This window comes from Fusobacterium sp. JB019, assembly GCA_030673965.1.
In the GTDB taxonomy this organism is placed as follows: Bacteria; Fusobacteriota; Fusobacteriia; order Fusobacteriales; family Fusobacteriaceae; genus Fusobacterium_B.
In genome coordinates this window covers 123906-137527 of sequence record JAUTCN010000008.1, presented here as the reverse complement: position 1 = coordinate 137527, position 13622 = coordinate 123906, and the positions used below count along the sequence as shown (strand labels likewise).

At 25.9% G+C, this 13622-nt stretch carries 12 protein-coding genes; 2 read left to right on the top strand and 10 right to left on the bottom strand.

Translation table 11 applies throughout. The features are described from left to right. Positions 1-487: 487 nt before the first annotated feature. The 7 genes from nagA to htpG form a co-directional block, all read right to left on the bottom strand. The gene (gene nagA / locus Q7K47_06910) at positions 488-1645 is read right to left on the bottom strand and encodes an N-acetylglucosamine-6-phosphate deacetylase (protein MDP0506953.1); all 1158 of its coding nucleotides are present in this window, start codon (positions 1643-1645) and stop codon (positions 488-490) included. A 77-nt stretch (positions 1646-1722) separates the two neighbouring features. Continuing rightward, the gene (gene metA, locus Q7K47_06905) at positions 1723-2637 is read right to left on the bottom strand and encodes a homoserine O-succinyltransferase (protein ID MDP0506952.1); all 915 of its coding nucleotides are present in this window, start codon (positions 2635-2637) and stop codon (positions 1723-1725) included. A 75-nt stretch (positions 2638-2712) separates the two neighbouring features. Next, positions 2713-3921 (bottom strand): argininosuccinate synthase, encoded by a 1209-nt coding sequence (locus tag Q7K47_06900; GenBank protein MDP0506951.1) that lies wholly within the window; start codon positions 3919-3921, stop codon positions 2713-2715. Positions 3922-3950: 29 nt separating this feature from the next. Continuing rightward, on the bottom strand, positions 3951-4670 hold the full coding sequence (locus tag Q7K47_06895) for a basic amino acid ABC transporter substrate-binding protein (GenBank protein ID MDP0506950.1): 720 nt from the start codon (positions 4668-4670) through the stop codon (positions 3951-3953). A 346-nt stretch (positions 4671-5016) separates the two neighbouring features. Continuing rightward, the gene (locus Q7K47_06890) at positions 5017-5346 is read right to left on the bottom strand and encodes a hypothetical protein (protein ID MDP0506949.1); all 330 of its coding nucleotides are present in this window, start codon (positions 5344-5346) and stop codon (positions 5017-5019) included. A 71-nt stretch (positions 5347-5417) separates the two neighbouring features. Further along, complete coding sequence (locus Q7K47_06885) at positions 5418-6053, bottom strand: helix-turn-helix transcriptional regulator (protein MDP0506948.1); 636 nt, start codon at positions 6051-6053, stop codon at positions 5418-5420. A 67-nt stretch (positions 6054-6120) separates the two neighbouring features. Beyond that, positions 6121-7944 (bottom strand): molecular chaperone HtpG, encoded by a 1824-nt coding sequence (htpG, locus tag Q7K47_06880; protein ID MDP0506947.1) that lies wholly within the window; start codon positions 7942-7944, stop codon positions 6121-6123. A gap of 170 nt (positions 7945-8114) precedes the next feature. Between htpG and rsmB the strand changes: the two genes are divergently transcribed. Then, positions 8115-9416, top strand: a complete 1302-nt coding sequence (gene rsmB, locus Q7K47_06875; GenBank protein ID MDP0506946.1) for a 16S rRNA (cytosine(967)-C(5))-methyltransferase RsmB — start codon at positions 8115-8117, stop codon at positions 9414-9416. 25 nt (positions 9417-9441) lie between these two features. Beyond that, a complete protein-coding gene (locus Q7K47_06870) occupies positions 9442-10071 on the top strand; it encodes an O-methyltransferase (GenBank protein ID MDP0506945.1) in 630 nt (209 codons plus the stop codon). Positions 10072-10375: 304 nt separating this feature from the next. Here Q7K47_06870 and Q7K47_06865 read toward each other — a convergent pair whose 3' ends face one another. From Q7K47_06865 to Q7K47_06855, 3 genes are all read right to left on the bottom strand, one after another. After that, positions 10376-11314, bottom strand: coding sequence for an AbiH family protein (locus Q7K47_06865; protein MDP0506944.1), 939 nt, complete (start codon positions 11312-11314; stop codon positions 10376-10378). 20 nt (positions 11315-11334) lie between these two features. After that, positions 11335-12015, bottom strand: coding sequence for a hypothetical protein (locus Q7K47_06860; protein ID MDP0506943.1), 681 nt, complete (start codon positions 12013-12015; stop codon positions 11335-11337). A gap of 198 nt (positions 12016-12213) precedes the next feature. Further along, on the bottom strand, positions 12214-13617 hold the full coding sequence (locus Q7K47_06855; GenBank protein MDP0506942.1) for a P-loop NTPase fold protein: 1404 nt from the start codon (positions 13615-13617) through the stop codon (positions 12214-12216). Positions 13618-13622 lie beyond the last annotated feature (5 nt).

Genomic DNA, 13622 nt, shown 5'->3' with positions numbered 1-13622 from the left:
ACCTGGAACTTCTGGGAAACTTTTTGCAGCTATGGGCAATGAAAATGTAAATATTAGAGTAATTTCTCAAAGTGCTGATGAATTAAATATCATTATCGGAGTTGATAATAAAGATTTTGAAAAATGTATTAATGTAATTTATCAAATTTTTTAACTTTTGTTTTTTTTACTTAAAAAAGCATTCAAAACTTTTTTATCTTGAAGTTATTTTAATTTTTCTGTAAAATGAATTTAAAGTTTTAAGGAGATATTTATTTTATGAAAGCATTAATAATTTCAATTATTTTAATAGTTATCATTTTTATGTTAACATTAAGTATAATATTTTTATACACAACATTTTCTAAACTTGTCTATAGTTTCGAAAATGTGTTTATATATCAATATAAAATTTTTTTACATAAGTAAATTTTAAGCGTTCAATTTCTATTAACTTATATAAATCTGAAAAGAGCCCTATTTTATAGGGCTCTTTTCACTGTTTTTCTTAAATTTCATTAAATTTTATTTTTCCATTAACTATTGTTCCTTTTGGATTATATTCATCATCTAAAATAACAAAGTCTCCTTGTTTTCCTACTTTTATTTCCCCTGCATTTAAATTAAATTCCTTAGCTGCATTGGTACTGGTCATTTTTATGGCATCATAAATTGTATAGCCTAAAGATAATATATTTCTAAAAGCTTTATCCATAGTTAAGACACTACCTGCTAGAGCATCATTAATTTTTAATCTAGCTTCTTTATTTTTTACATAAACATCTAAATTTCCAAGCTTATAATCTCCATCTGATAAACCTGTTGCTGATATTGCATCAGTAATACAAAGAACTTTATCTACTCCTTTTGCTCTTATAAGTATGTCCACAGCTGCCCTATGAACATGAATTTCATCGAAAATTATTTCTGCATTTATTTTATCTGAAACCATAACTGCTCCAACTACACCAGGCTCTCTATGATTTAATCCTCTCATTCCATTATAAGTATGAGTTGAATGAGTTATTCCAGAATCAATCCCCTTCATAACTTCATCATAAGTTGCTGCTGAATGTCCAACTGAAACTATTACACCATTTCTTTTTAAAAATTCTATTCCTTTGTAGGCTTCCTTTGTATGAGGAGAAATAGACATCATTTTCACCATATCTTTTTTCACACTCAAGAACTCTCTTAAATGTTTTGTAGAAGAATTTTTTATAAATTTTTCTTCTTGAGCACCTTTATACTCAACATCAAAATATGGTCCTTCCATATGAACACCAAAAATATTAGCTCCATCAATATCTTTATTTTCAACTTCTCCTATAGTTTTCAAAACATTTATAAGCTTTTCTTTTGAACTTGTTAAAGTTGTTGCTAAAAAATTAGTAACACCTTTTTTTACTATAAATTTGGATATATTTATTAAAGCTTCCTTTGTCCCATCCATAACATCTGATCCATTTGAACCATGGATATGAACATCTATAAATCCTGGAATAATATAGTTCCCCTTAGCATTTATAATTTCTATATTTTCATCATTAACCTTAATATTTTCAGAAGATATTTCTTTTATAATTCCCTCTTCAATAAGAATATTTCCTTTTATTATCTCATTTTCTAGAACTATCCTTGAATTTTTTATCAATAATTTATTCATAATGAGGCCCCCTTTTCCTTATGACCTAATTATACCACTACTGCATTCAAAATTCAAGTTAATGAACTAATCTGAATTTAAATTTCATTTATGTTGAATGGTGTTCTTTGATATACATAATAATTCAACCAGTTTGAATATAATAAATGAGCATGAGATTTCCAAGTAGAAATTGGTTCCTTTCTTGGATCATCTTCAGGAAAATAATTTACTGGAATTTTAGGATTTATTCCTTTTTCCATATCCCTATCATATTCTTTTTTTAAAGTATCACAGTCATATTCAGAATGTCCTGATACAAAAATTCTTCTTCCATCCTTTGACATTGCTAAATATACCCCTGCTTCTTTTGAAGTTGATATAACTATTAAATCATCAATTTTTTCAAATTCTTCAATATTAACAGTTGTATTCCTTGAGTGAGGAACTAAAAATTCATGATCAAAGCCCCTCACCAAAGGAATTTTATTATCTACTATAGTATGTTTAAAAATTCCACTCATTTTTTCATTTAATAGCTCTTTATTTATTCCATAATTATAATATAGCCCTGCTTGAGCCCCCCAACATATATGGAAGGTTGAATATACATTTACCTTCGCCCACTCCATAATTTCACTTAATTCTTTCCAATATTCAACTTCTTCATAATCTAACTTTTCAACTGGAGCTCCAGTTATTATAAGTCCATCAAATTTTTTAGCTTTTATATCTTTAAAAACTTTATAAAAAGAATTTAAATGTTCCTTAGAAGTATTTTTTGAATTATAGCTTTCCATAGTAAGGAGAGTTATATCTATTTGCAAAGGACTATTACTAAGTAATCTTAATAATTGTTCTTCAGTTTTTTCCTTTGTTGGCATTAAGTTTAATATAATTATTTGCAAAGGTCTTATATCTTGGCTCATAGCTCTTGCATTGTCCATCACAAAAATATTCTCATTTTCTAAAACTTTTTTTGCTGGCAAATCTTTTAGTACTTTTATTGGCATTCTGTATCACTCTCCTAACTTTTTTGTATTACTGAGAATTTTAACACAAATCATTAGGAGATGTCACCTATTTTTTTATTTTTTTTCTCTTAATAGTGCCTCTATTTTTATCGGTAAACCAAATAGGTTAATAAATCCTTCTGCATCTTTTTGATTATATACTTCATCCTCATCAAAAGTTGAGAAATCTTCTGAATATAAAGAACAATCAGATTCTAAACCTTGTAAAATTATATTTCCCTTATATAGTTTTAATTTAACAGTTCCTGTTACAAATTCTTGAGTCTCATCAACAAAGGCTGAGATAGATTTTCTGTATTTTGTAAACCATTGACCATTGTATATTAATTTAGCCATGTCATGAGATAATTTTTGTTTAGCTTGAATAGTATCTCTATCCACACATAATCTTTCTAGTTCTTCATGAGCAAAATAAAGAATTGTTCCTGCTGGAGTTTCATATACTCCACGAGATTTCATTCCAACAAGTCTATTTTCTACTAAATCAATAACTCCAATTCCATGTTTTGATCCTAAGGCATTTAATGCTTGAAGGATTTCTAATCCCTTCATTTTTTCTCCGTTTATAGCAACTGGAATACCTTTTTCAAAGTCTATGCTCACACATTCTGCCTCATTACTTGAACTTTCTAAAGGCTTTACCCATTGAAGTAATTCCTCATAATTAGGAGTATTTCCAGGATTTTCTAGATCTAGTCCTTCATGACTTATATGGAAAATATTTTCATCTCTACTATATGAAGTCTTTTCATTAAAAGGTAATTCAACTCCCTTAGATTTTAAATATTCTATTTCTTGTTTACGAGATTTTATATCCCATATACGCCAAGGAGCTATTATTTTCATATTTGGTGCTAGAGCTTTTATTCCTAATTCAAATCTAACTTGGTCATTTCCTTTTCCTGTAGCTCCGTGAACTATATAACTTGCTCCCTCTTTTTTAGCTATCTCAACTAATCCCTTTGAAATAACAGGTCTTGCTATTGCAGTTCCTAATAAATATTTATTTTCATATTTAGCTCCTGCCTTTATCATTGGGAATATATATTCATCAACTAATTCTTGTTTTTTATCAACAGCGTAGAATTTTTTGGCTCCTATATGCTCTGCTTTTTTCCCTACAGCTTCAAAATCTTCTTCTTGTCCAACATCAACAGATACTGCAATTACATCAAAATCATAATTTTCTTGTAACCATGGTACTATAACTGATGTGTCTAATCCTCCTGAATATGCTAATACAACTTTTTCTTTAGTTTTCATAATCTAAATCTCCTCTCTTTTCCCTTTTATTAGTTAAAATATTTTGTCATTAATTTTTTATAAGTTCCATCTTTTACAAGCTCATTTAAAGCATCATTTATTTCTTTTGTTAATTTATCATTTCCCTTAGCTATTGCAATTGCATATTCTTCTTTATCTAATTTAGTTTCTATTAATTTTAAACCTTTATTCTTTTTAGCATAATTTTTAGCTGGTTCTGAATCTATAACTACAGCGTCTACCTTATTTGCCTTAAGAGCCATAACTCCTTCTCCTGCTCCGTTATATCTCTTGACTTCAACACCATCTATTTTACTTACAGCTACATCTCCAGTATATCCTAGGATAACTCCAACTGTTTTCCCTTTCATACTTTCTAAAGAATCAATATCATTTGTCCCTTTATTCACTAATATCATTTGAGTTGAAGTGTAATAAGCATCAGAGAAATTAACAAATTTCTTTCTGTCATTAGTTGCTGTCATTCCTGCAATAATTACATCTAACTTCTTACTTTGTAAAGCTGGTAACAAACCATCAAAGGCCATTTCTTTCCATTTGATATCTTTATCTATTTTAGCTCCAATTTTCTCCATAAGCTCCACATCAAAACCTTTCATTTCTCCGTTTTCTAAATATTCAAAAGGGAAAAACTCTGGATTCGTCCCAACATATATACTTTCTTTTCCTTTAGCAAAACCAATGCAACACATTAAAATCATCCCACATAAAACTATTAACTTTTTCATAACCTACCTCCATATTATTTATTAATTTTATTTTTAAATATAAAAAAAACAGGATAACATATTTTTAAATGTTACCCTGTTAAAATTTCAACAAGTCTATAAATTATTATGATTTCAATATAAGAAAATTAGCTTACACTTATTCTTATTAACTTATATTTTCTCTTAAAAAACAGGAATTCATAATATCATTAGCAACATTAAAAAAACTAGAATATTCATTTTTATGAAATCTCCTGCTCCTTAAATTCATTACTAATAACATGGCTTCCTCCTTCTTAATTTTATTTGACTCATCTTATCACAAAGATATTTTCATGTCAAATTTTTTTTTATTTTTTTTAAATTATAAAAATTTTTCAATTAAATCCTCTTCAATAAGACGAAGTAATTCACCTTCATCAATTATCTCTTTATACTTGTTATGTAAAAGATGTTCTGCTTCTTTTATCACTTCTATTTCACTTACATGATCTGTTTTAAATTTATCCTTAAATAATTTTTTAGAAAGTTTGCTCATAAATATTTTAACACTTTTTAAATCTTCCTTAACAACTTTCCCAGTTGCTATTTTTAATTTAGTGTCTACAATTCTTCCTATGTGCTTTTCTTTTTGAAAATACTCATGTTTGCTACCTCTTAAATATTTTTCAATCTCTAAATCTGTAATATACATAATCTCACCTTCTTCATGTTTAGTTACTTATGTATACCCCATTTTATGAGAAAAAGCAACACTATTTATAATTATTGTCTAGCTAAATCTATCCCAAATTCTTTTAAATAATTATATATTGTATATCTTGAAATTTCCATTTTCTCTGCAACTGTTTGAATACTTTTCTTTAAAGAAAATCCTCCATTATCATTTATGTATTTTACTAAAGCCATTCTTTCTTTTTTATTCATCTCTTTTACTGGTTTTCCTATTTTTCTTAACCCTTCTTCGAATATTTCAAGAATAACTTTTTCATTTGGATTTTCATTTATTGCTTTAGAAACATCTATTCCTGTTTTTATAATATCAGATAATGTTTTTTGTGCAATTGATAATTTAGTAAAATCTAAATTTATCCCTAGAACATAATGAAATTTTTCATCTTTAAAATGAAAAGTTGTTGATTTTATCATTCTTCCATCATCTGTTTTCCCCAAACAATTGTATAAATCTTTTCCATTTCTCATATCATCTAAATTATATATTCCTAAAAGATTTAGTTTATCTCCTTTTTTTCTTCCAGTTACATGCCCATTGTAAATAGAAGCCACTACACAGTCCTCAGTATTAAAATCGTGAATTATTGTTTCACAGTCTGATCCAAACATAATAGAAATCCCCTTTGCCAAATTATCTAAAAATTTGAAGGCTTCTCTTCTATCCATAGCTTCTCCTCTCTCAAAAATATTTTAACTACAACAATATGATACTATTTTTATCAGAAAAATGGAACTATTTTGATAAAATTTTATTCATTTTTTCTGCAAATTTTATTGGATTTTCTATTTTAAATCCTTCAACTAAAAGAGCTTGATCATATAATACATCTAATAAGTCTCTTGCTTCTTCATCTTGTGCATTTTTTAATCTTTCAAATAAAGGATGCTCAGGATTTATTTCCAATATTTTTTCTGCTTTAATTCCTTCATTTCCAGGAATTTGAGAAAGAGTTTTTTCCATTTCTAAAGAAACTTCTCCCTTTGAAGTCATAGCTACCGCTGAAGAACCTAGATTATTTCCTAGTTTAACTTCTGCTATTTTTTCTCCTAATAATTCTTTAAACTTATCTAATATAGGTTTATTTTCTTTTTCTAAAGTTTCATCTTTTTCAGCTTCTTCTTTATTTAATTTAAAATCTGAAGCAGTTATTGATTTGAATTTTTTTCCAGCATAATCCATTAATGTTTTTGTTGTAAATTCATCAATTCTATCTGTAAAGTATAGTACTTCAAATCCTTTTTCTTTTAATGCTTTTAATTTTGGTAATTCTTTAACTATTTCTTCACTTTCTCCTGTTACATAGAATATATCTTCTTGATCACTAGGCATTCTATCTGTATATTCTTTTAATGTTACATATTTATCTTCATAAGATGATTTGAATATAATTAAGTCTTGTAATTTTTCTTTATTAATTCCAAACATTTCTTGAACTCCAAACTTAATTGTTTGTCCAAAGATTTCCCAGAATTTAATATATTCATCTCTATTATTTTTTAATAATTTAGTGAATTCTCCTAAAACTTTCTTTTCTAAATTTTTAGATATTTTAGTTAATTCATTATTTTGTTGTAAAATTTCTCTTGAAATATTTAAAGATAAATTATCTGTATCAACTACACCTTTTAAGAATCTTAAATATTCTGGAACTAAATTCTCTGCTGATTCCATAATAAATACATTTTTAGAATATAATTGTAATCCTCTTTTATATTCCTTTGTATAGAAATCCATTGGAGTTCTATTTGGAACAAATAAAACAGCATTATATTCTAATGATCCTTGAACTTTAAAATTAAAGTGCATTAATGGATCTTCCATTCCCATAAATGTTGATTTATAAAATTCATTATACATTTCATCTGTAATATCTTTTTTATCTAATTTCCATAATGGTTTTTCATTATTTAATTTTTCTTCTCCTAACATTACTGGATATTTAACAGATCCTGAATGTTTTTTTACAAGACTTTTTAATTTATAATCTTCTGCAAAATCTTTATCTTCATCTTTTAGATGTAAGATTATTTTTGTACCTCTTACTAAATCTTCTAAATTTTCAACTTCTTCAACCTCATATGTTCCATCTCCTTTAGATGACCATTTTACAGTTGTTTCAGATTCTGGTGATTTAGTAAATAAAGTTATTTCATCTGCTACCATGAAAGCTGAATAGAATCCTACACCGAATTGTCCTATTATATCTAAATCTTTATTTTCTTTTGCTTCTTTTATTTTTTCTAAGAAAGCTTTTGAACCAGATTTTGCTATAGTTCCTATATTTTCATTAACTTCTTCAAAAGTCATTCCAATACCATTATCTCTAATTTCTAATATATTCTTTTCTTTGTCACCTTTTAAAATGATTTGAAAATCTTTTCCATCTTTTAATAACTCTGTATTAGTTAAAGATTTAAATTTTAATTTGTCTATGGCATCACTTGCATTTGATACAAGTTCTCTTATAAATATCTCCTTATTACTGTAAATTGAATGAACCATAAGGTTTAATAATTCTTTAGTTTCTGCCTGAAAATTTTGTGTCTCTTTTCTCATTGTAAATCTCCTCCTACTTTTTTTAGCACTCGTTATATTTAACTGCTAATATTAAAATACCATATATTTTTTACGGTGTCAATACCTAAAAAGTATATTCATTTCTTTTAATTAAATGTAGAATATAGTATAATATTAGGGAAAAATATAAATTAAAAGGAAGTACTAACATGAATATCAAAAAGAGAATCATTTCTATCATCTCTGAAACTGAAAAAGGTAAATTTTCAAACATAGCTTTAAATGAATATTTCAAAGCTAATCCTTTAAGTAGCAAAGAAAGAGGATTTATCACAGAAGTTTTCTATGGAACTATCAGAAACAAAATTTTTCTAGACACAATGATTAATAAAAGAGTTAAGGAAATTAAAAAAGATTGGCTGAGACAACTTTTAAGAATTTCTATTTATCAAATCACTTTTATGGATAGTGATGAAGCTGGTGTTGTTTGGGAAGCAGCTGAGTTAGCTAAAAGAAAATTTAGCAATCCTCTTGGAAAATTTGTGAATGGAGTTTTAAGAAGTTACTTAAGAGATAAAGATAAGGAAATTGAAAAACTTAGATCTGAAAATAAATTAAATATTTTATATTCTTATCCTAAATGGTTCTATAAAAAAATGAAAGATGAATATGGAGAAGATTGTGAAAAGGTATTAAAATCTCTTAAAAAAATCCCTTATTTATCAATTAGAGTTAACACTTTAAAATATTCAACTGATGAATTTGAAAATCTTCTTAAACGTGAAAATATAAATATAATTAAAAAAGTTGATACTGTTTACTATATAGATTCTGGAATTGTTATCTATTTTGATGAGTTCAAAGAAGGAAAAATAATAGCCCAAGACGGAGCTTCTTATTTAGCTGTAAAGTCACTAGATCCTAAACCTGGAGATTTTGTACTTGATACTTGTTCTGCTCCTGGAAGTAAAACTGTTTTAATTGGTGAATTAATGAAAAATGAAGGAAAGATTTTAGCTTTAGATATTCATCCTCATAAAATAAAATTAATTGAAGGTAATGCTAAAAAAATGGGAATAAATATTATTACTCCTGTAAAAATGGATGCTACTAAAGTAAAGGAACAAGGTTTAAAATTTGATAAGATTTTAGTTGATGCTCCTTGTAGTGGATATGGAGTTATTAGGAAAAAACCTGAAGCTTTATATAATAAAAACATGGATAATGTTCATGAACTTTCTGAGCTTCAATATAATATTTTAGATTCTGCTAGCAAAGTTTTAAAAGAAGATGGAGAACTTATCTATAGTACTTGTACTATTACAAGGGAAGAAAATACTGATAATATTTCTAAATTTTTAGAAAATAATCCTGATTTTGAAAGTTTAAAAGTAGATATTCCTTCAAATGTTAGTGGGGAATATGATGATGTTAATGGATTCTTAATAAATTTCAAAGAAGAAATATTAGATAATTTCTATATTGTAAAACTTAGAAGAAAGAAAAACTAATAATGTGTAAAATTTTGGAGGAAAAATGCTTGAAGAATTAAAAGAAGCTAACGAATATGTTGTTAGCAAAATAAAAGAAAAAGATGAACTTATATTAGAAATGGAAAAATTTGCCCATGAAAATAATGTTCCAATTGTAACTAAAGAAGTTGCTGAATATTTGAAATTTATGGTAGATATGAATAAAAGTAAGAATATATTAGAAGTTGGTACTGCTATTGGTTATTCTGGTATCCTTATGGCTAGTATTGCTAAAAAATATGATGGTAAACTTACTACAATGGAAATTGATGAAACTAGATTTAATCAAGCTAAAGAAAACTTTAAGAAATCAGGACTTACAAATGTAAATATGATTCTTGGAGATGCTTGTGAAGAAATATCAAAATTAGATGAGAAATTTGATTTTATATTTATTGATGCATCTAAAGGCCAATACAAAAGATTTTTTGAAGATTCATACAAATTATTAAAAAAAGATGGGATTGTCTTTATAGATAATATTATGTTTAGAGGATATTTATATAAGGAATACCCAAAAAGATTTAAAACTATTGTTAGAAAGTTAAATGAATTTATTGAATATCTTCACGAGACCTGTCCTGGATTCACTTTACTTCCTTTTGGAGATGGAGTGGGGTTAATCAAGAAATAATAGATTATTTGACTTTTTGATATAGATATTTTATAATAAGAATACCTAGGTGCTTAGGGCATCTAATGAAATTGGTAATAACGTGATGATATAGGCTTTCACTTTTAAGTGGAAGCTTATTTCATGTACAGAAGTTAGTCACGTTTCTTATGTACAGTAGACCAATTTCATTAGGAGGTTTTGAGATGTATATTGCTATTGATACTGTTAATATTAATGGAGAAGTATTTATTTTTATACTTATTTTTTTGTTAATATTTTTGGTAAACAAGAAATAACCTCAAACCTCAGCCCTAGGGCTTTTTTAATTACAAGAAAATTCTTTTATTTTCCCTTTAAATCCTAAGTCCTCTATTATTTTTTTATAATTTAAATTTATTTCATTATTATAATCATCTAAATACCAAGTAACATCTTTTCCATTAATTTTTTTTATTATTTCTTTTATATAAATTTCATCTACTTTACCATAAGAAAATCCATAAGAATAAATTTTTTTAATTTGTTTATTACCTAACTGATCAAAAAAATTCTTATTATTTTCTAATGCTCCTTTAGTATCTTTTTTCCAAATATCCCTAGTAGATTGAACTGAATCTTCTGCTCCAATCCCTAACCCACCCTGAACTTCAGATATACATTCTTCATCATTCCCATGTCCAAATAATAAAGTTTCTCCTAATTTCCCATGAATATGACAAACTTTTTTTATATTATATTTTTTTTCTAAAGTTTCTGTATAATTAAAATTCAAAAAATAGTCTTTCTCTAAATTAATTAATCTAGAAAAATCTTTCAAACTTTTTTTATATTTTATTTCATAAACCCAATCATTAAAAAATTCAAATAATCTTTCTCCCATATACGGAAAATAAAAGTAAATATCTTCATTGATTTCAACTTGTTTCCAAGGATTTATATCTCCGTCTTCATCTTCAGGATAATTTTCTTCATTGTAATAATTATCAAAAGTTATCATCCCTAAATAATTTTCTAAATCACTCCAATTATAATCTCCTAAAAAATCAATTGTATTAAGCAACCAACCTACTACCTGATAATCTAGAGGCTTAACTATCTCTCCATGCCCGTCTATTTGCTTATCAAAAAATATGTCATCTTCTTCACTAATTTTCTCACTTTCAGGGTATGTCCTAATTAAATATTTCCTAAAATCACTATATCGGGTATCCATACAGTGACTTAAATCAAATCCATTACCTATAATGAATAGTTTACTCATAACTTCCTCCTATTAAAACTTTATTTTAAATAACTTAAAATTATTATTACCACAGCTATTACTATCAATAATGTTTTCAATTTTTTCTTTAATTTTTCAACTTCAATTCCTAAAATTTCTGACTTAAATATATTATGAAGAACCACTTCTTTATTAGAACTAAAATCTAATTCAATCGATAAATCTATCATCTCTTTTACTCTGTCATCTCTTAAACTACCTGCTGATTTTATACAATCAATAAATCCTCCAAACCATTCTCCATTATCTTTCACTGCTCGAATTAATAAATTTTTCCAATCTTCCTCTCTTATTATTTTTTTAAAATAGATTCCTTCACCTATTCCTTCTATCGTTAAAATATCACTATAAATATCAAATAATTTAGAAAATTTCCATATTGTAGTATAATCAAACTTTCTTTTTTTATTTTTAAGTTTTACATATTTTTCTAAATCATCTAATAAAATAAAATACATTGAATGAGGAATATAGTCTAATTTTTCCATATATTTTTTTCTAATTGTTTTATTTAATGATTTACAATTTGAATAGGAATCAAAATAAATACAATTATAAATATAGTATATTTCTTCTTGATTTTCTTCATTATAAACTTTTGCTTCATTATCTAAATTTTCTTTAGAATTAGAAGCATAGACAGGCTTCTCTATATATAATATTTTCATATCATTTTTCATAATTGCCCTTCCTTTCTTTTTAAACACCTCAAATATATCTTTATTTCTTTACTAGTCACTCAAAATTAAAACTTTTAAAATTTTTGTGATTAATTTACTATCAAGAAAATATAAAATCCTTTATTTTAGCTCTGACAGTTTGAAAATAAACTAAAAAGGAAGAGGGAAAACATCCCCTCTTCAAATTACTTTTAAAAATTAATCATTTATTCCATTAATCATTTCAATATCATTTTTAATTATAAATTCTCCTTCTTCATTAAATAATAAAGAAATATCTAAACGATCATTTATTGTTTGTCCCGTTATACGATTTGTATATTTTCTTATTTCTAAACTCTTTTCAGTATCATTTGAAAATAAAATGCTATGAATTTTTTTTATTAAACTATTCGCTATCGTATTAGGTGGAGCTTGATAATTTTCATAATTTTCAAACCATTTTAATGTTTTTCTAAATAATTCTGAAATATCTCTATTTTCAATTGGAGCTCCTGAAGCGGTTAATGAAGGATTAAAACATTTTGGTTTTTCTGAAAATAAATCATTATATAATTCAAAATATAAAAAATTTAAAACGAAGAAATATGCATAAATTGAATCAAAAATCCAATTTTTTTCAACATTCATTCTTTCTGGTGGAATATTTGTTTTTGAATATAAAAATATCTTTAATTTAAAAAATAACTTTTCAATATCTCTTAGACTAATATTTTCTTCTACATTTAAAATTTCATATACTCTTCTTACAAAAACTGTGCTTTTATCTAAACTATGTTTTTCTAATAAACTTTCTATATATTTTTCTTTTGATGGCATTGGCAAAGTATAGTCAACATCTATAAATCTTCTTAAGTATCCTTCAGAATCCATTCCTTGCCCATAAATAGTTGATATAGATTTTGAAAGTTGAGATTTATCTAACGATAATATAAAAATATAACCTTCTGTTCTAAAAAAATGTTTTATTATTTCCAACACTTTAATTGCATAATCTGGTCTACACCTATCTAATTCATCTATAAAAAATACGATCCTTAACTTATTATTTTCTCCAAATTCTTTCTTTAATTCCATTAATCCCTTTTTTATTTTCCCATTTTTTTCTTTTAAATTACCATAATTTTTTAATAAATCATCTTCTCTTTCTTCTCCTGAAATATCTATTAATCCATGAGTTTTGGCTTTAATAGCATCACAAATTAAAGCTTTACCCTTAGTTTTTAAATTTGATTTAACATTTTCCCAACTATCTTGTGCAAAATTTTTAGTTATTTTCTCAATATCTTTATCTATAGCTTCATCTAAATTTTCTAAAATTGAAATCAAAGGATCATTATAGAAATCATTATCCCAGGCATTAAACTTAACACAAATAATATTTTCTTCTTCATCTTTTTCTAATAAAGCTTTCCACATATCTATAAAAGTTGTCTTCCCTGTTCCCCATGGAGAATCTATACTAATTACAAATCCATTATCAACATTAATATTTTTTATTATTTTCGTTAAACTTCTAGCAATCTTTTCCCTTCCTAATTTACAATTTTTAAAAGGATTTTCTGGAGAAATTTCTATATCTTTCTTATTTATTGTATTCATTTTCC